The organism is Sphingomonas japonica (assembly GCF_006346325.1).
Lineage (GTDB): Bacteria > Pseudomonadota > Alphaproteobacteria > Sphingomonadales > Sphingomonadaceae > Sphingomonas > Sphingomonas japonica.
This window is the reverse complement of record NZ_VDYR01000001.1, coordinates 2378428-2404172: the sequence shown is the minus strand read 5'-3', so window position 1 is coordinate 2404172 and position 25745 is coordinate 2378428. Positions and strand designations below refer to the sequence as shown.

The 25745-nt window shown below is 65.9% G+C and carries 29 protein-coding genes; 12 read left to right on the top strand and 17 right to left on the bottom strand.

Features of this window, described 5'->3' with window-relative positions; translation table 11 throughout:
* Positions 1 to 432, bottom strand: coding sequence for a DUF3576 domain-containing protein (locus FHY50_RS11855; RefSeq protein ID WP_140230911.1), 432 nt, complete (start codon positions 430 to 432; stop codon positions 1 to 3).
* A 171-nt stretch (positions 433 to 603) separates the two neighbouring features.
* On the opposite strand from FHY50_RS11855, the gene FHY50_RS11850 reads away from it, so the two are divergent.
* On the top strand, positions 604 to 1341 hold the full coding sequence (locus FHY50_RS11850; RefSeq protein WP_180345119.1) for a porin: 738 nt from the start codon (positions 604 to 606) through the stop codon (positions 1339 to 1341).
* Here FHY50_RS11850 and FHY50_RS11845 read toward each other — a convergent pair.
* Positions 1338 to 1856 (bottom strand): thiamine phosphate synthase, encoded by a 519-nt coding sequence (locus FHY50_RS11845; protein WP_243846638.1) that lies wholly within the window; start codon positions 1854 to 1856, stop codon positions 1338 to 1340. The genes FHY50_RS11850 and FHY50_RS11845 overlap by 4 nt on opposite strands.
* 64 nt (positions 1857 to 1920) lie before the next feature.
* Between FHY50_RS11845 and FHY50_RS11840 the strand changes: the two genes are divergently transcribed.
* Both FHY50_RS11840 and FHY50_RS11835 read left to right on the top strand, forming a co-directional pair.
* Positions 1921 to 2607: a YggS family pyridoxal phosphate-dependent enzyme gene (locus FHY50_RS11840; RefSeq protein WP_140230909.1), complete on the top strand. Its 687-nt coding sequence runs from the start codon at positions 1921 to 1923 to the stop codon at positions 2605 to 2607.
* A complete protein-coding gene (locus tag FHY50_RS11835; protein WP_140230908.1) occupies positions 2604 to 3290 on the top strand; it encodes an HAD family hydrolase in 687 nt (228 codons plus the stop codon). The genes FHY50_RS11840 and FHY50_RS11835 overlap by 4 nt, the downstream gene beginning before the upstream one ends.
* 55 nt (positions 3291 to 3345) lie before the next feature.
* Here the strand turns inward: FHY50_RS11835 and FHY50_RS11830 are convergent, their stop codons facing one another.
* A complete protein-coding gene (locus tag FHY50_RS11830) occupies positions 3346 to 3681 on the bottom strand; it encodes a VOC family protein (protein WP_244935349.1) in 336 nt (111 codons plus the stop codon).
* Positions 3682 to 3907: 226 nt separating this feature from the next.
* Between FHY50_RS11830 and FHY50_RS11825 the strand changes: the two genes are divergently transcribed.
* A complete protein-coding gene (locus tag FHY50_RS11825) occupies positions 3908 to 4402 on the top strand; it encodes a TetR/AcrR family transcriptional regulator (RefSeq protein ID WP_166745436.1) in 495 nt (164 codons plus the stop codon).
* A 9-nt stretch (positions 4403 to 4411) separates the two neighbouring features.
* Here the strand turns inward: FHY50_RS11825 and ribA are convergent, their stop codons facing one another.
* The 4 genes from ribA to FHY50_RS11805 form a co-directional block, all read right to left on the bottom strand.
* Entirely contained in the window at positions 4412 to 5467 is a 1056-nt protein-coding gene (gene ribA, locus FHY50_RS11820; protein WP_140230905.1) for a GTP cyclohydrolase II, read from the bottom strand.
* A gap of 2 nt (positions 5468 to 5469) precedes the next feature.
* A complete protein-coding gene (locus FHY50_RS11815; RefSeq protein ID WP_140230904.1) occupies positions 5470 to 6267 on the bottom strand; it encodes an exodeoxyribonuclease III in 798 nt (265 codons plus the stop codon).
* Positions 6268 to 6504: 237 nt separating this feature from the next.
* Entirely contained in the window at positions 6505 to 7131 is a 627-nt protein-coding gene (locus tag FHY50_RS11810) for a LolA family protein (protein WP_140230903.1), read from the bottom strand.
* Between the two features lie 78 nt (positions 7132 to 7209).
* Entirely contained in the window at positions 7210 to 9489 is a 2280-nt protein-coding gene (locus FHY50_RS11805) for an FtsK/SpoIIIE family DNA translocase (RefSeq protein WP_420030887.1), read from the bottom strand.
* A gap of 166 nt (positions 9490 to 9655) precedes the next feature.
* On the opposite strand from FHY50_RS11805, the gene FHY50_RS11800 reads away from it, so the two are divergent.
* Positions 9656 to 10873: a UbiH/UbiF/VisC/COQ6 family ubiquinone biosynthesis hydroxylase gene (locus FHY50_RS11800; RefSeq protein ID WP_140230901.1), complete on the top strand. Its 1218-nt coding sequence runs from the start codon at positions 9656 to 9658 to the stop codon at positions 10871 to 10873.
* Positions 10874 to 10891: 18 nt separating this feature from the next.
* Here the strand turns inward: FHY50_RS11800 and FHY50_RS11795 are convergent, their stop codons facing one another.
* Genes FHY50_RS11795 through FHY50_RS11770 form a run of 6 tightly spaced genes read right to left on the bottom strand, consistent with a single transcriptional unit; the run spans position 10892 to position 16647 of the window.
* Positions 10892 to 11821, bottom strand: coding sequence for a ParB/RepB/Spo0J family partition protein (locus tag FHY50_RS11795; RefSeq protein ID WP_140230900.1), 930 nt, complete (start codon positions 11819 to 11821; stop codon positions 10892 to 10894).
* Positions 11818 to 12597: a ParA family protein gene (locus FHY50_RS11790; RefSeq protein WP_140230899.1), complete on the bottom strand. Its 780-nt coding sequence runs from the start codon at positions 12595 to 12597 to the stop codon at positions 11818 to 11820. The genes FHY50_RS11795 and FHY50_RS11790 overlap by 4 nt, the downstream gene beginning before the upstream one ends.
* Entirely contained in the window at positions 12594 to 13211 is a 618-nt protein-coding gene (gene rsmG, locus FHY50_RS11785; protein ID WP_140230898.1) for a 16S rRNA (guanine(527)-N(7))-methyltransferase RsmG, read from the bottom strand. Before rsmG ends, FHY50_RS11790 begins: the two co-directional genes overlap by 4 nt.
* Complete coding sequence (mnmG, locus tag FHY50_RS11780) at positions 13208 to 15073, bottom strand: tRNA uridine-5-carboxymethylaminomethyl(34) synthesis enzyme MnmG (protein WP_140230897.1); 1866 nt, start codon at positions 15071 to 15073, stop codon at positions 13208 to 13210. Before mnmG ends, rsmG begins: the two co-directional genes overlap by 4 nt.
* 30 nt (positions 15074 to 15103) lie before the next feature.
* Positions 15104 to 16411, bottom strand: coding sequence for a tRNA uridine-5-carboxymethylaminomethyl(34) synthesis GTPase MnmE (gene mnmE / locus FHY50_RS11775; RefSeq protein WP_140230896.1), 1308 nt, complete (start codon positions 16409 to 16411; stop codon positions 15104 to 15106).
* Complete coding sequence (locus tag FHY50_RS11770) at positions 16411 to 16647, bottom strand: DUF6489 family protein (RefSeq protein WP_140230895.1); 237 nt, start codon at positions 16645 to 16647, stop codon at positions 16411 to 16413. The genes mnmE and FHY50_RS11770 overlap by 1 nt, the downstream gene beginning before the upstream one ends.
* A gap of 117 nt (positions 16648 to 16764) precedes the next feature.
* Here FHY50_RS11770 and FHY50_RS11765 point away from each other — a divergent pair, with 117 nt between their 5' ends.
* Positions 16765 to 17463: a dienelactone hydrolase family protein gene (locus FHY50_RS11765; RefSeq protein WP_140230894.1), complete on the top strand. Its 699-nt coding sequence runs from the start codon at positions 16765 to 16767 to the stop codon at positions 17461 to 17463.
* Between the two features lie 55 nt (positions 17464 to 17518).
* Here the strand turns inward: FHY50_RS11765 and FHY50_RS11760 are convergent, their stop codons facing one another.
* The 4 genes from FHY50_RS11760 to hemE all read right to left on the bottom strand — a co-directional run bounded on the left by FHY50_RS11760 (position 17519) and on the right by hemE (position 21242).
* Positions 17519 to 18253: a YjbE family putative metal transport protein gene (locus tag FHY50_RS11760; RefSeq protein ID WP_140230893.1), complete on the bottom strand. Its 735-nt coding sequence runs from the start codon at positions 18251 to 18253 to the stop codon at positions 17519 to 17521.
* A 25-nt stretch (positions 18254 to 18278) separates the two neighbouring features.
* Positions 18279 to 19535 (bottom strand): transcription termination factor Rho, encoded by a 1257-nt coding sequence (rho, locus tag FHY50_RS11755; protein WP_140230892.1) that lies wholly within the window; start codon positions 19533 to 19535, stop codon positions 18279 to 18281.
* Positions 19536 to 19737: 202 nt separating this feature from the next.
* Complete coding sequence (locus tag FHY50_RS11750; RefSeq protein WP_140230891.1) at positions 19738 to 20193, bottom strand: CopD family protein; 456 nt, start codon at positions 20191 to 20193, stop codon at positions 19738 to 19740.
* Positions 20190 to 21242: a uroporphyrinogen decarboxylase gene (gene hemE / locus FHY50_RS11745; protein ID WP_140230890.1), complete on the bottom strand. Its 1053-nt coding sequence runs from the start codon at positions 21240 to 21242 to the stop codon at positions 20190 to 20192. The genes FHY50_RS11750 and hemE overlap by 4 nt, the downstream gene beginning before the upstream one ends.
* Before the next feature lie 305 nt (positions 21243 to 21547).
* Between hemE and FHY50_RS11740 the strand changes: the two genes are divergently transcribed.
* From FHY50_RS11740 to hpf, 6 genes are all read left to right on the top strand, one after another.
* On the top strand, positions 21548 to 22369 hold the full coding sequence (locus FHY50_RS11740) for a pyruvate, water dikinase regulatory protein (protein WP_140230889.1): 822 nt from the start codon (positions 21548 to 21550) through the stop codon (positions 22367 to 22369).
* A 46-nt stretch (positions 22370 to 22415) separates the two neighbouring features.
* Entirely contained in the window at positions 22416 to 22970 is a 555-nt protein-coding gene (locus FHY50_RS11735; RefSeq protein ID WP_243846861.1) for a Maf family protein, read from the top strand.
* Positions 22967 to 23785, top strand: coding sequence for a shikimate dehydrogenase family protein (locus FHY50_RS11730; protein ID WP_140230887.1), 819 nt, complete (start codon positions 22967 to 22969; stop codon positions 23783 to 23785). Before FHY50_RS11735 ends, FHY50_RS11730 begins: the two co-directional genes overlap by 4 nt.
* Positions 23782 to 24390, top strand: a complete 609-nt coding sequence (coaE, locus tag FHY50_RS11725; protein ID WP_140230886.1) for a dephospho-CoA kinase — start codon at positions 23782 to 23784, stop codon at positions 24388 to 24390. The genes FHY50_RS11730 and coaE overlap by 4 nt, the downstream gene beginning before the upstream one ends.
* A 7-nt stretch (positions 24391 to 24397) precedes the next feature.
* Positions 24398 to 25093: a DNA polymerase III subunit epsilon gene (gene dnaQ, locus FHY50_RS11720; protein ID WP_140230885.1), complete on the top strand. Its 696-nt coding sequence runs from the start codon at positions 24398 to 24400 to the stop codon at positions 25091 to 25093.
* A 64-nt stretch (positions 25094 to 25157) separates the two neighbouring features.
* Positions 25158 to 25745 (top strand): ribosome hibernation-promoting factor, HPF/YfiA family, encoded by a 588-nt coding sequence (gene hpf, locus FHY50_RS11715; protein ID WP_140231185.1) that lies wholly within the window; start codon positions 25158 to 25160, stop codon positions 25743 to 25745.

Sequence of the window (25745 nt, the reverse complement as noted above, 5' to 3'; positions counted from 1 at the left end):
TTAACCGGCGAGCGCGGTGCGGCGCAGGTCGCGAGCCCGGGTCAGGATGATCCCTTCCAGCTTCTGCACCGTCGCCGCCTGGACCGGAGCGGCCACCCACTGCCCGCCCTGATTGACCTCGCGCAGCGCCGCCACGCGCAGCGCATCGGCGCGCAGGTCGGTGTCGAGGATCGTCACCGTAACCTTCATCCGCTCGGTCGGGGTGGTCGGATTGGTGTACCAGTCAGTGACGATCACGCCGCCGTTCGAGTCGGTCTGGAGCAACGGCATGAAGCTCAACGTATCGAGCGACGCGCGCCACAGATAGGAATTGACGCCGATCGTCGTGATCTGGCTTGCGGCGAGGTCGGCCTGCGGCCGATCACGGCCGCCGCACGCGGCGAGCGCCAGTGCCAGCGTGCCCAGCAGGACAGGGTTCCAGCGGCGGTTCATCGGTCATTTCCTCAAGCAAACAGAAGTTCTGCGGCATCTATAGAAGGTCGCACGAACGCCGCAAGCACCGCTCCGCTGTGGGCCTTATGCAACAGTTGAAATCAAAAGACTCTGGCCGGTGGAACCTTGGCTTCGAATCATGGTACGGCCTTTGTCGGACAAGAGGGTTTCATGGCCAAGGGGCGGATCATTGCGGGGTTGGGATTCGGGGCGTTGCTCGCCGCCGGAACCGTCGTCGCGCCGATGCTCCATGCCCAGGAATCGGGGGCGCAGCGGCTGCTGAAGCGGTCGCCTAGCATCAGCCGCTCGGGCATCGGCTCGTTCACCCCGGCTTCGGGTGATCCCCGACTCGCGGCAGTGCTGGCGCGCGCCGGACTGTCGGGGAATAGCGGGTTCCGCTTCACGCCTTCCGAGCGCAAGTCCGACGGCCGCAAGTCGGTGACCGTCGCGGTTCGCGCGCGGTCGTCGCGCAGCGCATCGGCCGCCGAACGTATCTCGGCGCCTGCTGCCAACAATGTCAGCATCGCACCGATCGCCTATAATCTGGGCGTGTCGGTGGGGTGGAAGCGCTTCGCACTGTCGGGGGACATGGCACGGGTCGATCTCGGCGCGCTGCCCGGCAGCCGCGAAGTCGCCGATCTCGGCGTCAGCTACACCGGCAAGCGGGCCAGCGCGCGCGTCAAGGCCGGGGTCGATCGCCCGACCGAAGGCCAGCCCGCACTGGTCGCCGAAGGCCCGGCCTATTCGCTCGACGTCGGCGGCTCCTATTCGCTCAGCCGCAACCTCGATGTCACCGCCGGCGTACGCTACAAGTCGGAAGAAGATCGCGCCCGCCTCCCGCGCCTGACCCAGCAGGGGCAGCAGCGGGACAGCCAGGCGGTCTATATCGGTACCGCCTTCCGCTTTTAGGGCGTTTGCCCGCCCGGCCTCCGGCCGGGCAACCACGCGTCGATGGCCGCGAACCGGGTGATTCCCAACGCCTGCATCCCCCGCAATCGGCGCGCATCCATCCCGCCCAGCGCGACGATCGGCACTCGCAGCCCGCGAATCATCAGCCCCAGCCGCACCCGTCCCAGCCTCGGCGCGACCGGGTGCGAGCGCGTGGCGTACACCGGCGACACGAACAGCATGTCGGCTCCGGCGCGGATCGCCGCGATCGCCTCACGCCGCGAATGCGCCGCAGCGGTGCGGATGCCGGGCCGCGTCCGGCGGTGTCGCCCATGGATGCCGTCCTCGCCGCGCATCGGCAGCGATCCGGCGCGCACCAGCATAAATCCGCGCCGCTTCGCTACCCGGCGGATGCGCTCGAACCGCAGACGGCGCTCGGCGGGAGCAAGCGCATAGTCGCGAAACACCACGCCCGCACCGCGCGGAATCCGTTCCAGGATTTCCCATAGCGCATCGCCCAGCCGCTGATCGGTCATGAGCCACGCATGCGGGATCGGGCGGGGGTGGCGGGCGCGCATCGTGCTGCCTATAGCGGCGGCGATGATTCCCGACACTGCCCAAGCGCGGCTGGACGCGATCCAGGACCGGATCGCGCGCGCCGCGACGCTCGCCGACCGCAAGCCCGAGTCGGTGACGCTGATCGCGGTGTCGAAGACGCACGACGCCGATGCGATCCGTCCCCTGCTGGACGCCGGGCACCGGGTGTTCGGCGAGAACCGCGTGCAGGAAGCCGCCGGCAAATGGCCCGCACTGCGCGAGGAGTATCCCGGCATTGCGCTCCACCTGATCGGCCAGCTGCAATCCAATAAGGCCGACGAGGCGGTCGCGCTGTTCGATGCGATCCATTCGGTCGATCGGCCGTCGCTGGTCACCGCGCTGGCCAAGGCGATCGACCGCAGCGGGCGGCGCCCCGATTGCTTAATCCAGGTCAATATCGGCGACGAGGCGCAAAAGGGCGGCTGCCCCGTCGCCGATCTGCCCGCATTGCTGGCGCAGGCGCGCGCCGCCACCCTGCCGATCGCCGGGCTGATGTGCATCCCGCCGCAGGGCGTCGAACCGGCGCCTTATTTCGCGTTGCTCGCCAAATTGTCGCGCGACCATGACGTCGCCGAGCTCAGCATGGGCATGTCGGGCGATTTCGAAACCGCAGTGACGATCGGCGCGACGCAGGTGCGCATCGGTACCGCCCTGTTCGGCGAGCGACCGCCATTGGAGGCACAGGCATGAAGTTCGACGCCATTATCTTCGATTTCGACGGCGTGCTGATCGAGAGCGAATATGCCGGCAACCGGCATCTGGCGCAGTATCTTACCGATCTCGGCCATCCGACGACCCCGGCCGAGGCGATGGCGCGGTTCATGGGGCTGTCGGGTTCGGATTTCCGCGGCGCGGTCGAACGGCATATCGGCCGAAACCTTCCCGAAGATTTCTACGCATCGCGCGATGCCGAGGATGCGCGCGTGCTGCGCGAGGGGCTCGATCAGGTCGCGGGAGCGGTGGCGTTCGTGCGCTCGCTGCCCGCCGAGCTGCCGCGCGCGATCGCCTCGTCGAGCTCGGTGGACTGGATCGCGGCGCATCTCGACCATCTCGCCCTGCGCGATGCGTTCGGCGACCATCTCTATTCGGGCAAGCAGCATGTCACTCGCGGCAAGCCCGCGCCCGACCTCTACCTCTACGCCGCCGCTCAGCTCGGCGTGCCGATTGCGCGCTGCGTCGTCCTGGAGGATTCTCCGGTCGGCGCCACCGGCGCGGTCGCCTCGGGCGCGCACGTGATCGGGCTGTGCGCGGGGATGCACTGTCCCCCCGACCATGCCGCGACGCTGCGCGCGCTGGGGGTGCAGGACGTGGCAGCGGATTTTGACGAGGTGGCGCGATTGGTAGGAGTCGGGGCCGACGTCGAGGCAGAATAACGTCGGGGCGGCCGGTCTGCGCTGCGATCTGGCGCTGCGCCCGCCGCGTCACCGGTTATGGGACGGCGCGGCCGACACGAACCAGGAGGCCGCTCGGATCGCTGACCGAGAACTCGTACGTGCCCCATGGCTTCGCGTGCGGCGCACCCTCCTCGATGATCAGCTCGCGCACGGCGTCGGCGATCGCATCGACGTCCTCGACATACAGATACAAGCCGAATGGATTGTCCTCGATGTGCTTCGGCCAGCCCGGTGCATAGGTCAGGTGCAGGTGCCAGCCGCGATCGTCCTGCAGGATCCGGTAGTGCCCATAGTCGCTGGCCACCTCCAGCCCCAGTCTGCGGTAGAATGCTTCGCTCGCGTCGAGATCGCTGCTCGGAATGATTGCCACTGCGCGATGATCCATCCGTATTCTCCCGTTCTGCTGTCAAACAACTGGCCCCGCCAGCGGCGATTGACGAGGGCAAAAGCGCGCAACGGGCGCGCATCCGGACGTGGGGTGGCACAAGTCCGGCACCGCGCGTTTCTTCGATGCTCGCATCGCTGGTACAGCACGGCATATGCCGGACCGCCCCGCCCTCGTCCGTCGCAGCGCGACGCGGACCCACGAAATGATCGTGGCCGCGTTGACGACGCTGATAGGGGAGCGTCGCTATGACATGATCCGCGTGGCCGACATCACCCGCTACGCAGGGATCGGCAAATCGACCTTCTACGACCATTTCGACAGCAAGGACGAGGTCCTGCTCGATGCGATGCAGCCGATCCTGCTGGCACTTGCCACCGCCGCCTCGGGGCGGGCGGCCCGCGGCTATGTGCTCGGCATGGTCCAGCATCTCTGGGACCGACGGGCGATCGGACGGCCACTCATGGCGTCGTCGATCGCCCCGCGTGTCCAGCGCGATCTGGCGGAGGCGATCCGGCCGCATGTCGAACGATCCGGTTGCCCTGCCGGCGCTTCGATCATTACCGCCACGGGTATCGCGGCGGCGCAGCTTGCGATGCTGCGCAGCTGGTTGAGCGGCGAAGCGGCGGCGACCGCCGGGCAGATGACCGATCGCCTGATCGATTGCTCGCGCCTGACAAGTCCGGGCATCGTCGATCGCGGTTGAAGGTTGCCGTTAGAACTGATGCCCCGTCCGGTCGCGCTTGGTCGCAAGGTAGCGCGCGTTGTGCGGATTGGGCGGCAAATGGTGCGGAACGCGCTCGACCACAACGATCCCCGCTGCTTCAAGGCTAGCGACCTTGGCCGGATTATTGGTCAGCAGGCGGATACGGTCCTGTTTCAACAGGTGCAGCATCCGCGCCGCCACGCCGAAATCTCGAGCATCGATCGCGAAGCCCAGCCGGGTGTTGGCGTCGACCGTATCGAACCCCTGGTCCTGCAGCGCATAGGCGCGCAGCTTGTTGATCAGGCCGATCCCGCGTCCTTCCTGCCGCAGGTACAGCAGGATGCCCCAGCCCTGCGCCTTGATCGCCGCGAGCGCCGCCTGCAGCTGCGGCCCGCAGTCGCATTTCAGGCTGCCGAGCACGTCGCCAGTCAGACACTCGCTGTGCAGCCGGACCAGCGGCGGTTCGCCGTTCGGGGTTCCCAGCAGCAGAGCGACATGCTCGTGCGGCCCCGCGGAACTTCGAAATGCTACGATCTCCGCCCCCTCGTCGGCCAGCGTCGGAAGCCGGGCGCGCGATGCGATGCGGAGCGCTTCGGGAGTGTCGTAGCGGTCGATGGCAGCTGCGGTGATCGCGCACTCCGCACCCTTTCCGCCGACAAAGAACGCCGGCAGCAATCCGGCGATGCGCGCCAGCCGAAGTGCGGCGGCCGTCGCGCGCGGATCGGGATTGTCATCAGCGCGAAACGGCCCCTTGAGCGGGGTCGCGAGGTCGAACTGCGGATCGGCCAGCGCCGTCGCGGTCGCCAGATCGAGCCACGGTGCTGCGGCGATGCGTACGGGAGCCTCGGGATCGGCGGCCTCGCGCTGGTTGGCGAGGTTGAGCGTCGCGGCACGCCCGGCCGAAATCACCACCCCCGGCGCGGCACCGTCCAGAAACATTGCCAGCCGTTCCTCGTCCGCGGTTTCCACCGCCAGCAGCTCCACATTGTCGATCGCGATCGGCCAGCCGCGATGGAGTGCATCGATCGCCCGCGCGATCGAGCGATCCGCCGGCCGGTCCGCCATGGTCAAAACGCGAACTCGGTGACGATCGGGACGTGATCCGACGGTTTGAGCCACGATCGACAATCCTCATGGACCCGGTGCGCCGTCGCCTTGGCTGCGACCTCGCGCGAGGCCCACATATGGTCGAGCCTCCGTCCCCGATCCGAAGCCGCCCAGTCCTTGGCGCGATAGCTCCACCAGGTGTAGAGCCGCTGCGGTGCGGGGAAGAAATGCCGCCCGAGATCGACCCAGCCGCCCGCCGCCTGCAATCGTGCCAGCGCCGCGACTTCGACCGGCGTGTGGCTGACCACGTCGAGCAGTTGCTTGTGGCTCCACACATCGCATTCCAGCGGAGCGATGTTGAAATCGCCGACCAGCAGCGTTGGCATGTCGGCAAGGCCCGCGCTCCAACGGGTCATGCGCTCGACGAAATCGAGCTTCTGGCCGAACTTGGGATTGACCGCGCGATCGGGGACGTCCCCTCCGGCCGGGACGTAGACATTCTCAATGCGCAGCCCGTTCGCAAGCCGCACGCCGAGATGCCGCGCCTCGCCATTCGCCTGCCAGTCGAGTCGATCGTCTTCCGCCAGCGGCAGCTTGCTGATCACCGCGACACCGTGGTGCATGCGCTGGCCGTTGATGGCGATGTGCGGATAGCCCAGCGCGCGGAACGCATCGAACGGGAATGCCTCGTCGACCACCTTGGTCTCCTGCAGGCACAGGATATCGGGCGAGGCCTCGCGCAGGAACCGGGCGACGATATCGATGCGAAAGCGGACCGAATTGATGTTCCACGATGCGACGGAGAGCGTTTCGGGCATCGCGGCGATGTAGCGGCGGGTACCCCGTTGCGCCAGAGCGTGGGCGCTCTACTGCACGTCTCGTGAAAAGGCCCCCGCTCCGGGGGCGGGGAGCGAGGGCCGACCAGCGTTCGTCACGCAGGCAGGAGGGGGGCCCGTCCGGGCAACAGGGGGGAAATCCCGGAAGCCCCGCCTCCGCGACGTTTCAACTAGCGGTAGGTACCTGTCGCCAATATGAACGGATCGGTCGGTCGCGGTTCAGCCGGGGCGCCCGGATCTCCGCGGGTCGTTGAAGCGGAACGCTCCGTCGCTAATCGGCGCGTTGAAGCGCTGATTAGACAAGCGAATTGTCGTGCGGTTGTTCTGCGCGTCGAGTGCGACCCACCCCTGCAACATCAGCCCCGCCGGTGCCCCGGCATTGCGCGCGAAGATCATCGTGATGCGACCGAATTCGGGCTTCTTCGGATCATATGCCTCGACGCTCAACACGTCGGGATTGGCGCTTGGTATCACCTTGGCATATTGGCGGATATCGCGGCGAGGATCGATCAGCACGCCGAGCGGCGAATTGCCGATCGGCCAGCGCGACAGCTGTTTCACCGAATAATCGATGAAGTTCAGCGCCTTGCCGTCGCCGACGATCAGGATCGGTACGCCCTTTTCATATTGAAAGCGGATCTTGCCCGGTTTCTTGAGCGTCAGCTTCCCGGTCAGGGTCTTGCCCGACCGATCAGTCTGCGTGAAGTTGGCCGTCATCGATTCGACGCTGCGCAAATGGCTCTGGACCGCAGCGATATCACCGGTCTGCGCCACGGCCGGCGCGACGATGGCGATGGGGGCTGCAAATATGGCGGCGAAGGCGCGGCCCGTCAGCGGCGAGGTCATACGGTTCCTGATCATTGAATGGCGGTAGCGAGACGCGATTGAACGCGCCGTGAATTGAAGAGTGCCCGTCGGTTCAGCTTATCCCAGCGGGCGCCCTTCTTCGTCCATCAATACTTCGCGCCGCCCGACATGGTCCGGACGCGAGACAAGGCCCTCTTTCTCCATCCGCTCGATCAGGCGCGCGGCGGAGTTGTAGCCAACGCGCAGCTGGCGCTGCAGCCAGCTGGTCGAGGCCTTCTGGCTCTCGGCGACCAGCTGCACCGCGCGACGATAGGCCTGGTCCTCTGGGCTGTCGTCGCCGAGCGGCGCGCCGTCGAGCGAGAATTCCGCGTCGCCGTCGGGATCGTTGGTGACCGCGTCGATATAATCGGGAGCACCTTGCGAGCGCCAGAAATCGGCGACCGCCATCACCTCGTCGTCGGACACGAACGGGCCGTGCACGCGGCTGATCTGCTTGCCGCCGGGCATGTAGAGCATGTCGCCCTTGCCGAGCAGCTGTTCGGCGCCCTGTTCGCCCAGGATCGTGCGCGAATCGATCTTCGAAGTGACGTTGAAGCTGATCCGCGTCGGCAGATTGGCTTTGATGACGCCGGTGATAACATCGACCGACGGGCGCTGCGTCGCCATGATCAAGTGGATGCCGGCCGCGCGCGCCTTCTGCGCCAGCCGCTGGATCAGGAACTCGACTTCCTTGCCCGCGGTCATCATCAGGTCGGCGAGTTCGTCGACGATGATGACGATCTGCGGCAGCGGCACCAGATCGAGCGTCTCTTCCTCATAGATCGGCGCGCGGGTGTCGGGATCATACCCGGTCTGGACCTTGCGGCCGAGCTTCTGGCCCTTCGCCTTGGCGGTTCGCACCTTGTCGTTGAAGCTGGCGAGGCTGCGGACGTTGACCGACGCCATCATGCGATAGCGTTCCTCCATTTGTTCGACCGCCCATTTCAAGGCACGCACCGCCTTGGGCGGATCGGTGACGACGTCGGCGAGCAGATGCGGGATGCCGCGGTACATCGACAGCTCGAGCATCTTGGGATCGATCATGATCAACCGGCACTGATCGGGGGTCAGTCGGTAGAGCAGCGACAGGATCATGCAATTGAGCCCCACCGACTTGCCCGATCCGGTCGTGCCCGCGACCAGCAGATGCGGCATCGGCGCGAGATCGGCGATGACCGGGTCGCCGGCGATGTTCTTGCCGAGCACGATCGGCAGCTGCGCCGACTGGTCGGCATAGCTCTGGCTGGCGATCAGTTCGTGCAGGCTGACGCTCTCGCGCTTGGCGTTGGGAAGCTCGATGCCGATCACGCTGCGCCCCGGGATCGTCGCGACGCGGGCGGAGATCGCGGACATGTTGCGCGCGATGTCGTCGGCAAGCTGGATCACGCGGCTCGCCTTGATCCCCGATGCCGGTTCGAGCTCGTACATCGTCACCACTGGCCCCGGCCGCACCTCGACGATGGAACCGCGGACGTGGAAATCGTCGAGCACACTTTCGAGCAGCCGGGCATTGCGCTCGAGCGCCGCCTTGTCGGCCATGCTCTTGGTACTGGGCACTCCCGGCGTCAGCAAATCGAGCGGAGGGAGGCGGTAATTGTCGCGCAGGTCGAGCGACTCCTGGCTGGGTTTGGCCTTTGCCGGCGCCGGTGCCGACGCGCGATCGGATATCACCGGCCCCGGCCGCGGATCGGGGGTCGCGACCTTGCGCGGCGTCGGCCTGGCTGGCTCGGCTTCCATCGCGCGCGGCGGGTCGGCGGCGAACGGCGCGTCGCGATCGCTGCCGCTGCCCGGCAGCGTTACCTTGGGAAGCGTCCAGCGGCGCTCGCCCAGTTCGATCGTCAGCCCCTTGCCCCACAGCACCACCCCGGCGATACCCAGCACGACGCCCAGTCCGCGCTCGGTCCACAGGATCGCGGTGGCATCACCGATGAATGCCACAGCCCAGCGCAGCATCGATGCAATGGCCAGGCCTGCCACCCCGCCCCATCCCGCCGACAGCGTCAAAACCGACGCGCTCGACACGAACGCCAGTGCGGCTCCCATCAGCACGACGCCTGTCACGCAATTGCGCAGCATCGCCTTCCATCCGCCGACCGGTCGGTCGCGCCACAGCCGTGACGCGACGACCAGACACAGCGGTAACAGCAACGCACCGGGCAGCCCGAACATCGCCAGCAGCAGGTCGGCGCCGTAGGATCCGGGAAGCCCGATCCAGTTTTGCACCGGCCCGCCCGCAGCAGTGTTGAACGACGGGTCGCCAGGATCATAGCTGGCAAGCGCGAGTGCCATCAGCACCGCGAGCGCGAACAGGCCGAACGCGCCAAACAGCGCGCCCGAGCGGAGCGCGCCCGCTTTCATCGTGTCGCGCCAAAGCCTTGGCTGCGCCCGGCTTGCCATGTCCGTTGAACTCCGAATTTAGCCTGAATATCGCGGCGGAGCATCGCGCCGCCGGGACTCGACGTCAAGCAGCCGGACGCTTGCCGGCGGCATTGGCAGCCGCGCGTGGCAGCGCTACAGGAAACCCATGGCGAAAAGCGATGTCCTCATCCTGGGCGGCGGACTGGTCGGAAGCACGCTCGGCGTCGCGCTTGCAGCGCATGGGCTGACTGCGACAATCGTAGACCCGGCCGATCCCGATACCATCCTCGCCGCCGATTACGACGGGCGCGCGACCGCGGTCGCCAGCGCCAGCCACCATATGCTCGATGCGATCGGCGTCGGCGCGCGGCTGGGCGACAGCGGCTGCCCGATCGCCTCGATCCGGGTCAGCGACGGGCTGGAGCCGGGTGCGCTCGATTTCATCCCCGACGCCGACGACGGTGCGCTCGGCATCATGTATGAAAACCGCGTGCTGCGCCGCGCCTTGTTCGAGAGTGCGCAGGCAGCGTCCGGCGTCACCATGCGGATGCAAACGCGCACGACCGCGGTCGATCGCGGCCCTGCAGGCGTGGTTGCGACGCTGGACGACGGTAGCACTGTCCATGCCGACCTGCTGATCGCGGCAGAGGGACGCAACTCGCCGACACGCGCGGTCGCCGGGATCAGCGTGGCGCAGTGGAAATATGACCATGCCGCGATGATCGCGACGTTCGGACACGAACATCCGCACGACCAGTGCGCATATGAAATCTTCTATCCGGCCGGACCTTTCGCGATTCTCCCGCTCAACGACGACGCCGATGGGCATCGCTCGGCACTGGTGTGGACAGTGCGCGCCGCCGACGCCGCCGGGATGTTAAAGCTGTCGGATCGTGCCTGGCTGGCGGAGGCGGAAAAGCGCATGGGCGGTTTCCTCGGCAAGCTTGGGCCGCTGTCGAAGCGGACCAGCTATCCGCTGGGTTTCCATCACGCCGCGCGGATCACCGCAGAGCGGCTGGCGCTGGTCGGCGATGCGGCACACGGCATTCATCCGATAGCCGGTCAGGGCCTCAACCTCGGCTTCCGCGACGTCGCTGCGCTGACGCAAGTGCTGGTCGAGAGCAAGCGACTCGGACTCGACCTCGGCGACGCGCAGGTGCTGGCGCGGTACCAGGCGTGGCGCGGGCTCGACACGATGATGGTCGCGATATCGACCGACATCCTCAACCGCATCTTCGGAGTTCGGGGCAAGACCGCGTCGGCGGTGCGCCGCGCCGGCATATCTGCGGTCAATGCGATCCCGCCGCTCAAGCACCGGCTCATGGCCGAAGCGCGCGGCGAAACCGGAACGCTGCCAGCGTTGCTGCAGGGCATGACGCTATAGGGCCGGCGGACTGTCCGCTCAGATTGTCTCGCCGCTCAACCGCTGACAAAGCATGTCGAGCTGGTCGAGCGTCGAATAAGATATCGCCAGCGACCCGCCCTTTTCCCCGTGTGCGATGTGAACTGCCAACCCGAGCACGTCGCCCAGTTGTCTCTCCAGCGCGGCGATATCGGCATCCTTGCCGGGTGAAGACGAACCCTCGCCGAACAGATGGACGCGGGGCTGGACGCCAGTGCCGCTCGCCTTGCCGCGGGCAAGCCGCTCGGTGTCGCGCACCGACAGGCCCTTGGCGACGACCTGATCGGCCAGCGCGTCCGGGTCCGCCGCGGTCAGGATCGCGCGCGCATGCCCCATGTGGATCGCACCATCGACCACCATCTTCTGGACCATCACGGGCAGGTCGAGCAATCTCAGCAGGTTGGCGACATGACTGCGCGACTTTCCGACAATTCGCCCAAGCGCTTCCTGCGTATGCCCGAACGCATCGATCAACTTGCGATAGGTGTCGGCTTCCTCGATCGCATTGAGGTCCTGACGCTGGATATTTTCGACCAGGGCGATTTCAAGCGTTTCGGCGTCGTCGAGGTTGCGGACGATCACCGGGACTTCATGGAGCCGCGCCCGCTGCGATGCGCGCCAGCGACGCTCGCCGGCGACGATCTGATACTCCTTGCCATGCGGTCGGACGACGATCGGCTGGATGATGCCGCGTTGCGCGATCGACGCGGCCAGCTCGTCGAGCGCTGCTTCGTCGAAATGGCGGCGCGGCTGGCCGGGATGCGGCGCCATCGCGCTAACGGGCAACATGCGCAGTCCCGGTATCGTCGCGGCATCGGCGGACCGATCATTGGGCGTGTCGCGCACGCTGTCGCCCAGCAGCGCGCTCAACCCGCGACCGAGCCCGGGACGCTGCTTGCGATTCGAGGCGGCAGCGGCGTCGTCGCTCATGCCGCTTCCGCCGCGCTCGGCATCCGTCCGATCACTTCGCGGGCGAGCGCGATATAGGCCTGCGATCCCGCGCAACGATGGTCATAGATCAGGGCGGGCACTCCATGGCTCGGTGCTTCGGACAGACGGACATTGCGCGGGATGACGGTATCGAACACCACCCGGCCGAGCACCGCGCGGACATCGTCGGACACCTGGTCAGTCAGCCGGTTGCGGCGATCGTACATCGTCAGCACGACCCCGAGGATAGACAGCCCCGGGTTGAACCGTCCGCGGATCCGCTCGACCGTGGTCAGCAGCTGGCTGAGGCCCTCAAGCGCAAAGAACTCGCATTGCAGCGGTACCAATAATGCATGCGACGCCACCATCGCATTGATCGTAAGCAAGCCAAGCGACGGCGGACAATCGATCAGCACCACATCCCAGCGATCGCCGCCCGAACGTACCGAACGATCGAGGCGGTGCGTGCGCGCATCGAATTCGATCAGCTCGATTTCCGCGCCCGACAGATCGACCGTGGCAGGAACGATGTCGAGGCGCGGTATACGGGTCGCCACTGCCGCCTCCTCCAGCGACGTGTCGCCGATCAGCAGGTCATAGGTCGAGAATTCACGCTGCGAATGTCCAATTCCCAGCCCGGTAGACGCGTTGCCTTGCGGATCGAGATCGAGAAGCAATACGCGAAGCCCTGTCGCGGCGAGCGCAGTGCCGACATTGATCGCGGTCGTCGTCTTGCCGACGCCACCCTTCTGATTGGCAACGGCGATCACGATCACCGCGACCGTACTCCGGTCGCTATGACTATTGCCGAGTTGGGTTGGGTGATACTCTGTTCCACGTGGAACGTACCATGCCACGCACCGCGGGCTTCTGCCACCTCGATCTCGGCATTTCGGCCTTTGGGGAAGACCCACACGGTGTCGTCGTTCGCGAGATGTATCGCCGCCTTGAAAAGTGAGGGGATCGCTGCGACGGCGCGCGCCGAGATTGTCACAGCGGTTCGCGCGGGCACGGCTTCGATCTTGGACTGCAAGACCTCCACATTCTGGCAACCCATGATCCCGGCGGCGGTCGCAAGAAATTCGGCACGTCTGCGACGGGGCTCGGCGAGCAACACAGGCCGATCCGTGAGTAAGGCGACCACCAATCCCGGGAAACCTGCGCCGCTGCCGATGTCGATCCAAAGGCCTGGATCATCTCGATGCCCCAGTCGCTCGAGTTGCGCAGAATCGACGAGATGGCGGCTCCACATTTCGCGAACGCTGGCCGGTGACACCAGATTTTGTCGCTCATTTTCCTGTACGACTAGCTCGGCGAAATTGGCGAGCCGTGTTTCACGTGAAACACCGTAATGTTCGCGAACCCACGCCCGCGCCTCGTCCTCCGTCACGCCGCCGCGCGCTTTGAATGAAGAAGGATGGTCGTCAGTGCTGCCGGAGTGATTCCGCGGATGCGGCTGGCATCGGCCATTGTTGTCGGCTGCACCGCTGTGAGACGCTCGACCATTTCTTTCGAAAGACCGGGGATTCCGCGATAATCGAGCGCCGGATCGAGCGTCGCCGCTTGGTCGCGTTCGAGCGCCGCTACCTCCAAGTCCTGGCGAGCGAGATAGGGCGCGTATCTGGCGTCGGTCACAGCCTCATCGACCAGCGCCGGATCGCTAGCCTCCAGCATCTCGGCGGAGAGGACATCCTGTGCGCTCACATTTGGAAACCGCAGCCAGTCGGCCGCACTGCGTCGCGCGCCGTCCAACGCCACCTGCACGCCGCGGCCGGCGAGTTCGACCGCCGTCGTCTCCATCGCGAATGCTGCGCGGATGCGGTCAAATTCCCGCTGTCGCTCCGAATGTCGCTTCGCATCCGCTGGAGCGAGGCAGCCTAGCCGCACTGCATCGGGACCGAGCCGCGTGGGCGCATTGTCAGCGCGGAGCCGCAGGCGATATTCGGCGCGAGAAGTAAGCATGCGATAGGGTTCGCTGACGCCCTGCAACACCAGATCATCGATCATGACGCCAAGATAGGAGGATCGTCTGCTTGGGCGATAGCTCTCCAGCCCGAGCGCATGCGCCGCCGCATTGATTCCCGCGATGAGCCCCTGCCCGGCCGCTTCCTCATACCCTGTGGTACCGTTGATCTGGCCCGCACAGAACAGTCCCGGATAGGCCCGGCTCATCAACGTCGCATCGAGCGAGCGGGGGTCAAGAAAGTCATATTCCACTGCATATCCCGGGGCGACGATCGTCGCCCTTTCCAGCCCTGCGATCGATGAGATCGCGGCGGCCTGAATGTCGAGCGGAAGCGATGTCGACAATCCGTTCGGATAGACGAGCGGGGTATCGAGCCCTTCGGGCTCGAGAAACAACTGATGGCCATCCCGGTCGCCGAACCGGACGATCTTGTCCTCGATCGAGGGACAATAGCGCGGTCCCTGCCCGGCGATGTCGCCGCCGAACAGGGGCGACCGATCCAGACCCAACCGGATGATGTCATGCGTTCGCTGGGTCGTGCGCGTGATCGCGCAGGCAATCTGCGGAAGCCGCGGCGCGGAAACGACATGCGCCATGGTCCATTGCTGAGCGTCGCTCGGCTGTTCGCTCAGCCGCCCCCAGTCGATGGTGCGTCCGTCGAGCCGAGGCGGGGTTCCGGTCTTGAGCCGACCGATGGGGAGACCGAAATCACGGAGTTGCCGACCCAGGCGCGTCGCTGCTCGTTCGCCCGCTCGCCCGCCCTCGCTGCGATGTTCGCCGCAGAACATTCGTCCGCCGAGGAATGTCCCGCTGGCGATCACCACTGTCTTCGCGGCGATACAGCTCCTATCGGCGAGTTCAACGCCCGCCACCTCTCCGCCTCGCAACTGCAGTGCGACGGCTTCGCCTTCGATGACCTTTACACCCTCCAGCGCACCCAGTGCCTTTCGAACGGCAATGGCGAACCGCGCACGATCCGCCTGCACGCGTGGGCCATGTACCGCGCTGCCCTTGCTGCGATTGAGCATGCGGTAATGGATCGCGGCCGCGTCGGCGGCGCGTGCTATAATACCGCCAAAAGCATCGACTTCGCGAACGAGGTGCCCTTTTCCGATCCCCCCGATCGCTGGATTGCACGACATTGCACCGATCGTTTCAGCGTCGAATGTCACCAAGGCGACGCGCGCGCCACGCCGCGCCGCCACGGCCGCCGCCTCCACGCCGGCATGGCCTCCGCCAATCACGATCACATCCACGTTCATAGCGCGCAGATACGCACTTCGCATTTTCGCGTCAAAGCTGTTCCACGTGGAACATCACTTGCCGATGCAGAAGCCAGAGAATAACGTGTCGAGCATCGCCTCTGTGTCGGTAGTCCCGGTGATCCGATGCAGCGCCGCAAGGGCTCCCCGAAGCATCTCGGCTATGACGATCAAGTCTTCCTGGTCCGCCATCGACGCAAGCGTTGCCGTCGCGTCCGTTAGCAATCGTCGATGTCGATCGTGCAATGCCAGGGCATCCGGTCGTGGCAGGCGCCGCTGAGCGGTGACAGTCAACGAAGCGACCAATTCGTCGAGCCCTTCGCCACTATGCGCGGAAATCGACAGCGCGACGTGCGGGGAATCTCTGCGACCGGGGAGATCGCATCGCGCGTGCACGCGGAGCACTTCCGCATCTTCGATCGACGGCGGGGCGTCGTCGCCGAGCCACAGGACGATATCGGCATCCTGCATCGCAGCGATGGCGCGCCGTATCCCGATTGTTTCGATCGGATCGGCATGATCCTCATTCAGTCCCGCCGTATCGGTCAGCACATAGGCGATCCCTCCGATCGCTACCGACGCCTCGATCCGGTCCCGGGTCGTTCCCGCAATGGGCGACACGATTGCCGCCTCGCGATCGACGAGCCGATTGAACAACGTCGATTTGCCGCTGTTGGGTGGCCCTGCCAGCACGACACGGATACCATCACGCAACCGCTGCGCGCTGGGTCCCGCAAGTGCCGCGGCTATTTCCGTGGCGATGGAATGCCCTCGCGCGCGAATATCATCGCCGAAGGTGTCCGCCTCGCCCGCCTCGACATCCTCTTCGTCGCTAAAGTCGATTGCTGCCTCGACCCGCGCCGCCAATTCGAGCAATGCGGTGCTCCAGCCCTCGACGGCACGGCGCACTCCGCCTTCGGCGACGCTCAGCGCGGCACGGCGCTGGCCTTCTGTTTCCGCGGCCAGCAAGTCGCCTAGGCCTTCCGCCTGTGTAAGATCGATCCGTCCGTTGAGCAGGGCGCGGCGCGTGAATTCGCCGGGCTCGGCGCGGCGAACGCCGTCCTGCCCGAGCAAAGTGCGCTCGACAGCCGCGACGACGGCGCGGCTGCCGTGCAGGTGCAACTCGACTAGCGCTTCGCCGGTGGCGGTATGCGGCGGATCGAACCACAGCACCAGCGCTCGATCCAGCCGCGCGCCATCTTCTGGATCGCGCAACACCCGCACACGCGCGCTACGCGGCGGTGGCAGCGACCCGGCGAGACGACCCGCAGCGGCGGTTGCCATGGGGCCGCTGATCCGCATCACGGCAATCGCCGACGGAAGCGCGCCGCTCGACAGTGCGACGATGGTATCGCGGCGCATCAGCGGTCGGCGGTGCCGCCCGACGGATCGAACATCTTGCGCCAGAACCCCATCCCGGCCTCGCCCATCGGCGCCCAGCTGCGCAAAAGTCCCTCCACCATCTCGGGGCTGACGCCATTCTGCATCGCATCGAGCATCATCGCGACGTAACGGTCGTGGATCGGCGTGAAATCGGGAAGCCCCATCGCCCGCCGCGCCTCTTCGGGGGTGCAATCGACCTCGACGTTGATCTTCATCGCTTCTCTCCGCTTGAGTGCGCGGCCTGCGCTGCTACGCCATTCCTCTCTATGCACGATGGCTAAAGACACCAAGTCCCTCGGACCGGTCCGCGGCCAATGCTTTTGGAGAGAAATATGGGTGAGATGCTTTCGATCGACACGCTCGACCAGACCGGGCGGTTTTCGGCCTATGTGGCGCGGCCGAAAGACACGCCGAGCGCCGCCATCGTCGTGATCCAGGAAATTTTCGGCGTGAATGCCGGCATCCGCCAGAAGTGCGACCATCTCGCCGAGCAAGGCTATCTTACCATCGCGCCCGATCTGTTCTGGCGGATCGAGCCCGGCATCGAGCTTGATCCCGACATAGAATCGGAAATGCAGCAGGCGCTCGATCTCATGGGCAAGTTCGATCAGAACAAGGGCATTGAGGATATCGAAGCCACGATCCGCGTCGCGCGCGATGCGGTCGGCGGGGGCAAGGTCGGGGCGGTCGGCTACTGTCTCGGCGGGCGGCTTGCCTACATGACCGCGTCGCGCACTGACGTGGACGCCACCGTCGGCTATTATGCGGTGGGGATCGACGGTCTGCTAGGCGAGAAGCACGCGATCGCACGTCCGTTGATGCTGCACATTGCCGGTGACGACGGCTTCGTCGATGCAGCTACGCAGCAGGCGATGCATGCCGGGCTCGACGACCACCCCAAGGTCACGCTCCACGACTATCCGGGCGAAGATCACGGCTTCGCCACCGAGTCGGGCAAGCGTCGCTCGCCACAGGCCGCTGAACTCGCCGATCAGCGCACCGCGGCGTTCTTCGCCCAGCACCTCGCCTGACACGCAAACGGGGAGCGGGTTCTCGACCCGCTCCCCGCGACTCACTTAAATAAAATCAGCGGAAGAAGCTGACGATCCCCAGCGTATCCTCGGTCCCAATCCAGCCTTCGTAGATCATCCGGCCGGCAACGAACACGATAACCGCCAGGCCGATATAGGCGATCCAGCGGTGCCGCTCGATCAGCTGGGCGATGAAATTGGCGGCCAGCCCCATCAATGCCACCGAAAGCAGCAGTCCCACGACGAGGATACCGGGATGCTCGCGCGCGGCGCCCGCAACGGCGAGGACGTTGTCGAGGCTCATCGACACGTCGGCGACCGCCACCGCCCATGCCGCGCTGGCGAAGCTCTTCGACGATTTCAGGCCCGAGCGTTCGTCGCCGAGCACTTCGTCGGAGCCCGCGCTCTGCCCACCATGATCGCGGATCTCGCGCCAGAATTTCCAGCTTACCCACAACAGCAGCAGACCGCCCGCAAAGATCAGCCCGACCACGCCCATCAGCCAACTGACGATCAATGCAAATGCGATCCGCAGCACCAGCGCGGCGCCGATCCCGATCAGGATGACCTTCTTGCGTTGATCGGCAGGAAGCCCTGCCGCAAGCGCGCCGACGACGATCGCATTGTCGCCAGCCAGCACCAGATCGATCATCAACACCGATCCGAACGCGGCCAGCGCGGCGGGTTCGGTGATGTTCGAGAAATCCTTGAGGATATTGGCCCAGATGTCGGCGGGTGAGCCGAGCCCGGGTGCCGCCGCAACCGCGGCCGAATAGATCAGTTCCAGCATCGTTGCCCCCAACGCCCGCGCGTGATCACTGGTTCATCGAATCGAAGAAGTCTTCGTTGGTCTTCGAATCCTTCATCTTGTCGAGCAGGAACTCCATCGCGTCGATCGTGCCCATCTGCATCAGGATACGGCGCAGCACCCACATCTTCGACAGCTTGGCCTTGTCGACCAGCAGTTCTTCCTTGCGGGTGCCCGATTTGCCGACGTCGAGTGCCGGGAAGATGCGCTTGTCGGCGACCTTGCGATCGAGCACGATTTCCGAATTGCCGGTGCCCTTGAACTCTTCGAAGATCACCTCGTCCATGCGGCTGCCAGTATCGATCAGCGCGGTGGCGATGATCGACAGCGATCCGCCCTCCTCGATGTTGCGCGCCGCGCCGAAGAAGCGCTTGGGCCGCTGCAGCGCGTTGGCATCGACGCCGCCGGTCAGCACCTTGCCCGAACTCGGCACCACGGTGTTGTAGGCGCGGCCGAGGCGGGTGATCGAATCGAGCAGGATCACCACGTCCTTCTTGTGCTCGACCAGCCGCTTGGCCTTTTCGATCACCATCTCGGCAACCTGGACGTGACGCGTGGCGGGCTCGTCGAAGGTGGATGAAACGACCTCGCCCTTCACGCTACGCTGCATGTCGGTGACTTCCTCGGGACGCTCGTCGATCAGCAGCACGAGCAGGAAGACTTCGGGATGATTATCGGTAATCGCCTTGGCGATGTTCTGCAGCATCACCGTCTTGCCGACGCGCGGCGGCGCGACGATCAGCGTGCGCTGCCCCTTGCCTTGCGGACTGACGATGTCGATCACGCGCGCCGACTTGTCCTTCTGCGTCGGATCCTCGGGATCGAGCGTCAGCTTCTGCTCGGGATATAGCGGCGTCAGATTGTCGAAATTGACCCGGTGGCGCACGGCATCGGGATCGTCGAAATTGACCGAGACCAGCTTGGTGAGCGCGAAATACCGCTCGCCATCCTTGGGCCCGCGGATCTCGCCTTCGACCGTATCACCGGTGCGCAGGCCGAATTTGCGCACCTGGTTCGGCGAGATGTAAATATCGTCCGGCCCGGCGAGGTAGTTCGCCTCGGGCGAGCGCAGGAATCCGAAGCCGTCCGGCAGCACTTCGATCGTGCCCAGCCCCATGATCTGCTCGCCCTGTTCGGCCTGGACCTTGAGGATAGCGAACATCAGGTCCTGCTTGCGCAGTGTCGAGGCACCCTCGATACCGAGCCCTTCGGCCATCTCGACCAGTTCGGCAGGCTTCTTGTTCTTCAGGTCTTTGAGATGCATGGGAATTTCCGGTCAGGCGAGCAGGGGGAAAGCGCTTGGTGTCGGCGACGGGATACGCGGACGGCAGCGTCTTGAGGAGGATGCCACGGCGCGCGCGGGAACGCGGCCGGTACAGCGTCGCGAGGTAGTTTCGCGCTCGGATCAAGTCAAGCGCATCCGCGTCATCCCGGATAGACGTGGAGCGCCCCGCGAACGCGCGCGCTCAGAACGGACGCACGACTGCCAGTATGACGATCAGCGTCACGCCCAGCGCAGGAATCTCGTTGAGCATCCGCAACGTCCGGTTGGCCACCGTCGCCTCGCCGCGCGCCAGCCGCTTCGAATAGCCGACCGACCAGCCATGATACCCTGACAGAAGCAGCACGAGCAGCAGCTTGGCATGGAGCCACCCGAGTCCCTCGCCGCCGCCGAACAGCCCCAGATTCGCGGCGAGCACCAGTCCGATGCCCCATACCGCGATCAGCGCCGGGGTCAGGATGATGCGCCGCAGCTTGCCCTCGCGTTCCACCCAGCGCGCCGCCTCGGCCGGGTCGCCGAGCCCTTCCTGGTGGTGGACCAGATAGCGCGGCAGAATGAACAGCCCCGCCATCCAGAAGATCACGAAGATGACGTGGGCCGCTTTCACCCAAAGATAGGCGCCGCCGAGAAATCCGATCATCGCACCGCTCCACCGCGCACCCGCGCCAGTACCTGTTCGACATGCGCGATCGGCGTCGCCGGCAGGATGCCATGGCCCAGGTTGAAGACATGGGGACGCCCGCCGAACGCCGCGACGATCCGATCGACTGCCGCGTCGAGCTGGCCGCCGCCGGTCAGCAGTGCGATGGGATCGAGATTGCCCTGCACCGGCATCGCGTCGGGCAATACGGCATGCGCCCAGGCGGGATCGACCGTTTCGTCGATACCGAGCGCATCGACCCCGGTTTCCCGGGCATAGGCGGGCAGCTTTCCGCCTGCTCCCTTGGGGAAGCCGATGATGACCACATCAGGGCAGCGCGCGCGCAGCCCGGCGACGATCGCGGCATTGGGCGCTATCACCCAGCGTTCGAACTGCTGCGGCGACAGGCTGCCTGCCCAGCTGTCGAACAACTGCACTGCAGCGACCCCTGCCTCGTGCTGCCGAGCGAGATAGTCGATCGTGACCGCGACGATGCGGTCGACCAGTGTCTGCATTGCCGGTGGATCGCCATAGGCGAGCGTTCGGGCGGCATGCTGGTCCTTGGACCCCTGCCCCGCGATCATGTAGGTGGCGACCGTCCACGGGCTTCCTGCGAACCCCAGAAACGTCGTCTCGGGCGGGAGCGCCGCTGCGACCCGGCGGACCGTCGCATAGATCGGGGCAAGGACGTCCCCCCCGGACGGCGGCGTCAGCGCCTCGATCGCACTGCGTCCGGTCAGCGGCGGAGCCAGCCGCGGCCCCTCCCCGGTCTCGAACCACAGTTCCTGGCCGAGCGCCATCGGCACCGTCAGGATGTCGGAAAACAGGATCGCGCCGTCGAAGCCGAAGCGGCGGATCGGTTGCAGCGTGATTTCCGCCGCCGCCTCGGGATCCATCGCCAGCGCGAGGAATCCGCCCTTCTGCGCGCGAAGTTCACGATATTCGGGAAGATAGCGACCCGCCTGACGCATGAACCAGATCGGCGGTGTCGGCTGAACCTGCCCCCGCAGCGCGGCGAGCAACGGTTTCTCGGCATGTACGTGCGTCAGGACCCGGCCCCTACTATCTAAAGATTAGAATTAAAGAGGATGTTGAAAGCTGTTGGTGCGTGGAAGCCGGGGCTTAAGCGAATCTCCCGAATCTGCCAACAGCTTGACGCTACATTCGCACTGCCGCGCCGCGATTCGACCGGGGCATCCCCGGCATCCACAGACTGTGCGCACATGCATGCACTGTCGATGCGATTGTGGACAGCCGATGGGTTATCGACAGCGGGGTCCGACGCTTGGCGGGTGCGGCGGCTTGCGCTAGCGCATGTCCCCATGTTGTCCACAGCCTTGTCCAGCCGGGCACGATGAAGCTCCATCTCCATCTCCTCTCCGACTCCACCGGCGAGACGCTGGAGAACATCGCCAAGGCCGCGCTCGCGCAATATGACGGTGTCGAGACGCTGCGGCATTTCTGGCCGATGGTGCGCAGCGAGGCGCATCTCGACCGCATCCTCCAGGAGATCGCGCAGAATCCCGGCCTGGTGCTGTTCACCCTGGTCAACCCTGCGACGCGCCGCACGCTCGAGGCGCGTTGCCGTGCGCTCGGGCTGCCGGCTGTGGCGCCGCTCGACGCCGTCAACGACGCGCTGTCGGCGATGCTGGGCCAGGAGGCCAAGGCGCGGCCGGGGCGGCAGCACGCGCTCGACGCCGCCTATTTCGCGCGGGTCGATGCGATCCAGTTCACCATCGCGCACGACGACGGCATCGCTGCCGAGGACTGGGAGGAATGCGACATCCTGCTTGCCGGCGTGTCGCGCTCGTCGAAGACGCCGACCTCGATCTATCTCGCCAATCGCGGCTACAAGACCGCCAATATCCCGATCGTCGTCGAAAGTCCGCCGCCGCCGGCATTGTTCACGCTCAAGAATCCGCTGATCGTCGGACTGACCACCAGCACCGAACGGCTGGTGCAGGTCCGCCGCAACCGCCTGCTGCTGCTCAACCAGGCACCGGAGACCGCGTATGTCGATCAGGATGCGGTCGCGCGCGAAGTCGCCTATGCGCGGCGGATGTTCGCCGACAATGGCTGGCCGGTGATCGACGTCACGCGTCGTTCGATCGAGGAGACCGCTGCGGCGATCATCACGCTCGCCAACGAACGCAGGCTGGCGCAGCGTGATGGCTGATGCACCGACACTGATCCTCGCGTCGCAAAGCGCGTCGCGGCGCGCCATGCTCGATGCCGCGGGCGTCGCCTATCGCGCGCTGCCCGCTCATGTCGATGAGGATGCTGCCAAGGCCGGGCTTGCGGCAAACGGTCTTTCCCCGCGCGACACCGCCGACGCGCTTGCCGAGCTCAAGGCGCTCAAGCTCTCGGCGAGCCATCCGGGCGAACTCGTGCTCGGCTGCGATTCGATCGTCGCGCTCGCCGACTGCACCTTGCTCGACAAGCCCATCGATCGCGCCGACGCGGCTGCGCATCTCGCGGCGCTGTCGGGCGGGCGTCATCAGATCCTGAGCGCGGCGGTGATCGCCGAGGGGGGCCGGGCGGTGTGGCGCCACGTCGATCGCGCGCTGCTCCATGTGCGGCCATTGTCGCCGGCGTTCATCGAAACCTATCTGGCGTGCGAATGGCCGGCGATCGCCGGCTGCGTGGGCTGTTTCCGGATCGAGGGAGAAGGCGTGCAACTGTTCGATCGCATCGACGGCAGTCACTTCACCGTACTTGGCATGCCGCTGCTGCCGATCCTCGGCTATCTGCGCCAGCGCGGGGCGATGCCGTCATGACGCAATCATATGCCGAGGTCATCGGCGATCCGATCGCGCATTCCAAGTCGCCGATGATCCACGGTCACTGGATCGAAGCGCTCGGTCTCGATGCGTCGTATCGTGCCGTGCACGTGCTGCCGGGGCAACTGGCCGACTATTTCGCGGCGCGTGCGGCCGATCCCGCTTGGCGCGGATGCAACATCACGCTGCCGCACAAGCTCGCCGCGCTCGACCATGTCGAGGATCGCGGCAACGTCCGCAGCACGATCGGCGCCATCAACCTCGCCGCCCGCGCTGACGATGGCACGATCATTGGTACCAACACCGATGCCGGCGGCTTCTACGATCCGATTTCGGCGCTCGATCTGGCCGGAGCGAGCGTCACAGTCATCGGATCGGGGGGAGCGGCGCGCGCTGTGCTGTTCGCGCTGGCCCAGGTCGGCGTCGGCCGGGTCAACTTAGTAGCGCGCAATCCGCTCAAGGGCGCGGGGCTGCTGGCGGCATTCGGGCTGAAGGGGAATGTGATCGCGATGTCCGCGCCGCTGCCGCCTGCGGCGCTGCTGGTCAACGCCAGTCCACTCGGCATGACCGGACAGCCGCCGCTGGCGATCGATCTGGCGCCGCTTCCGGACGATGCGGTGGTCTACGACCTCGTCTACGCGCCGCTCGAAACGCCGCTGCTCGCGGCGGCGCGCGCGCGGGGCCTTGCCACCGTCGACGGGCTGGAGATGCTGATCGGACAGGCGGCGCTGGCATTCGAGATCCTGTTCGACGCCGAGCCGCCGCGCGACGATGCCAGCGAGGCGGCGCTGCGAGCCCTGCTGACGGCGTGACCTCGCTCGCACCGCTGAAACTGGGCCTGACCGGGTCGATCGGGATGGGCAAATCGACCGTTGCGGCGATGTTCGCGGCGGAGGGCGTGCCGGTATTCGATGCCGATGCAGAAGTGCACCGGCTGCAGGGCCCGGACGGTGCGCTGCTGCCGGCGATCGAGGCGGCGTTTCCGGGGATGACCGGTGGACAGGGCGTGGATCGCGCAGCGCTGGGTGCGCGCGTATTTTCCGATGCTGCGGCACTCGAAGCGCTCGAGGCGATCGTGCATCCCGCCGTCGCCGCGCTGCGCGAAGCGTTCCTGACGCGGCATGCCGCCGCGCCGCTGGTGGTGCTCGACATCCCGCTGCTGTTCGAGCGATCCGGCAGCGCACAGGTCGATCGAGTCGCGGTGGTTTCGGCTGCGCCTGCAGTGCAGCGCGCCCGGGTGCTGGCGCGTCCGGGAATGACGACTGAAAAGTTCGAGGCGATTGTCGGCAAGCAATTGCCCGATAGCGAGAAACGCGCACGCGCCGATTTCGTCATTCCCACCGATGTCCCGCTCGAGACGACCCGTGCCGAGGTCGCGCGGGTGATTGCTTGCCTGCGCACGCCGATCGGTCGATAACCCGCAAATGCGCGAAATTGTCTTCGACACCGAAACTACCGGCCTCAGCTTCTCGGGCGGCGACCGCATCGTCGAGATCGGCTGCGTCGAGATCGTCAATCGCTGCGAGACCGGCCGGGTATTCCACGCCTATTTCAACCCCGAACGGCCGATGGATCCCGGCGCGCAGGCGGTCCACGGCCTGGGCGACGCGTTCCTTGCCGACAAGCCGCGCTGGCATGAAAAGGTCGAGGAACTCCTCGCTTTTCTCGGCGACGCGCCGCTGGTCGCCCACAATGCCGGGTTCGACTTCGCCTTTCTCAATGGCGAGCTCGGCCAATGCGGCCGCGTGCCAATCTGCACGACGCGGATGGTCGATACGCTGGCGCTGGCGCGGACACGGCACCCGGGTGCCAAGCATTCGCTCGATGCGCTGTGCGTTCGGTTCGGCATCGATCGCAGCCGCCGCATACTCCACGGCGCGCTGCTCGACGCGCAACTGCTCGCGCAGGTCTATGTCGAGCTTACCGGCGGGCGTCAGATCGGACTGGGGCTGGTTGCGGAAACGCCTGTGGAAAACCTTGTGGACGACGCGGTCGGCAGTCCGGTGACGGTGCGGCCGCCGCGCGCCTTCGCGGCCTCGTCCGAGGAACTTGCACGGCATGCGGCGTTTCTATCCACCGTCAAGGCGCCCTTGTGGAACACCGCGTTGCCGGTGGGCTGAGCGGGCGTCGGTTGACGGGTTCCGGGCGGCTGCCTAGGTGCACCGCCTCACTGAGGAGACGACTATGGATATCCGGGTTTCAGGCCATCAGGTCGATACGGGCGATGCGCTCAAGCAGCTCGTGACCGAACGCCTCCAGGGTATCGCCGACAAATATTTCAGCCGTGCGATCTCCGCACAGGTCACGTTCGGCAAGGGGCCGCACGATCACGGCTTCACCTGCGATGTCGTCGCGCATGTCATGCAGGGTGTCGTGCTGAAGGCGTCGAACGACGGCCAGGACGCCAATGGCGCGTTCGATGGCGCTGCCGACAAGATCGAGAAGCAGCTGCGCCGGTACATGCGTCGCCTGAAGGACCGCCACGCCGATACCCGCGCCGCTGCAGCCGAAGACGGCGCGTACGACAATGCCGGCTACACCGTATTCAACGGCTCCGCTGCCGAAGAGGAGGAAGCGGCCGACGCACCGCTGATCGTCGCGGAAACCCGTGTCGACGTCCCCGAATCCAGCGTGTCGGACGCCGTGATGATGCTCGATCTGCGCAACACCAACGCGCTGCTGTTCCTCAACAGCAAGACCGGCGCGCACAACATGGTGTATCGCCGCCATGACGGGACCATCGGCTGGGTAGAGCCCAATCGGGCCGGCTGA

Excerpts from the sequence above, each read along its gene's own strand:
- FHY50_RS11855 (WP_140230911.1), bottom strand. The coding sequence starts at position 432 with ATGAACCGCCGCTGGAACCCTGTCCTGCTGGGCACGCTGGCACTGGCG.
- FHY50_RS11850 (WP_180345119.1), top strand. The coding sequence starts at position 604 with ATGGCCAAGGGGCGGATCATTGCGGGGTTGGGATTCGGGGCGTTGCTC.
- FHY50_RS11845 (WP_243846638.1), bottom strand. The coding sequence starts at position 1,856 with ATGACCGATCAGCGGCTGGGCGATGCGCTATGGGAAATCCTGGAACGG.
- FHY50_RS11840 (WP_140230909.1), top strand. The coding sequence starts at position 1,921 with ATGATTCCCGACACTGCCCAAGCGCGGCTGGACGCGATCCAGGACCGG.
- FHY50_RS11835 (WP_140230908.1), top strand. The coding sequence starts at position 2,604 with ATGAAGTTCGACGCCATTATCTTCGATTTCGACGGCGTGCTGATCGAG.
- ribA (WP_140230905.1), bottom strand. The coding sequence starts at position 5,467 with ATGGCGGACCGGCCGGCGGATCGCTCGATCGCGCGGGCGATCGATGCA.
- FHY50_RS11815 (WP_140230904.1), bottom strand. The coding sequence starts at position 6,267 with ATGCCCGAAACGCTCTCCGTCGCATCGTGGAACATCAATTCGGTCCGC.
- FHY50_RS11810 (WP_140230903.1), bottom strand. The coding sequence starts at position 7,131 with ATGACCTCGCCGCTGACGGGCCGCGCCTTCGCCGCCATATTTGCAGCC.
- FHY50_RS11805 (WP_420030887.1), bottom strand. The coding sequence starts at position 9,489 with ATGAAAGCGGGCGCGCTCCGCTCGGGCGCGCTGTTTGGCGCGTTCGGC.
- FHY50_RS11800 (WP_140230901.1), top strand. The coding sequence starts at position 9,656 with ATGGCGAAAAGCGATGTCCTCATCCTGGGCGGCGGACTGGTCGGAAGC.
- FHY50_RS11795 (WP_140230900.1), bottom strand. The coding sequence starts at position 11,821 with ATGAGCGACGACGCCGCTGCCGCCTCGAATCGCAAGCAGCGTCCCGGG.
- mnmG (WP_140230897.1), bottom strand. The coding sequence starts at position 15,073 with ATGCGAAGTGCGTATCTGCGCGCTATGAACGTGGATGTGATCGTGATT.
- mnmE (WP_140230896.1), bottom strand. The coding sequence starts at position 16,411 with ATGCGCCGCGATACCATCGTCGCACTGTCGAGCGGCGCGCTTCCGTCG.
- FHY50_RS11770 (WP_140230895.1), bottom strand. The coding sequence starts at position 16,647 with ATGAAGATCAACGTCGAGGTCGATTGCACCCCCGAAGAGGCGCGGCGG.
- FHY50_RS11765 (WP_140230894.1), top strand. The coding sequence starts at position 16,765 with ATGGGTGAGATGCTTTCGATCGACACGCTCGACCAGACCGGGCGGTTT.
- FHY50_RS11760 (WP_140230893.1), bottom strand. The coding sequence starts at position 18,253 with ATGCTGGAACTGATCTATTCGGCCGCGGTTGCGGCGGCACCCGGGCTC.
- rho (WP_140230892.1), bottom strand. The coding sequence starts at position 19,535 with ATGCATCTCAAAGACCTGAAGAACAAGAAGCCTGCCGAACTGGTCGAG.
- FHY50_RS11750 (WP_140230891.1), bottom strand. The coding sequence starts at position 20,193 with ATGATCGGATTTCTCGGCGGCGCCTATCTTTGGGTGAAAGCGGCCCAC.
- FHY50_RS11740 (WP_140230889.1), top strand. The coding sequence starts at position 21,548 with ATGAAGCTCCATCTCCATCTCCTCTCCGACTCCACCGGCGAGACGCTG.
- FHY50_RS11735 (WP_243846861.1), top strand. The coding sequence starts at position 22,416 with ATGCTCGATGCCGCGGGCGTCGCCTATCGCGCGCTGCCCGCTCATGTC.
- FHY50_RS11730 (WP_140230887.1), top strand. The coding sequence starts at position 22,967 with ATGACGCAATCATATGCCGAGGTCATCGGCGATCCGATCGCGCATTCC.
- dnaQ (WP_140230885.1), top strand. The coding sequence starts at position 24,398 with ATGCGCGAAATTGTCTTCGACACCGAAACTACCGGCCTCAGCTTCTCG.
- hpf (WP_140231185.1), top strand. The coding sequence starts at position 25,158 with ATGGATATCCGGGTTTCAGGCCATCAGGTCGATACGGGCGATGCGCTC.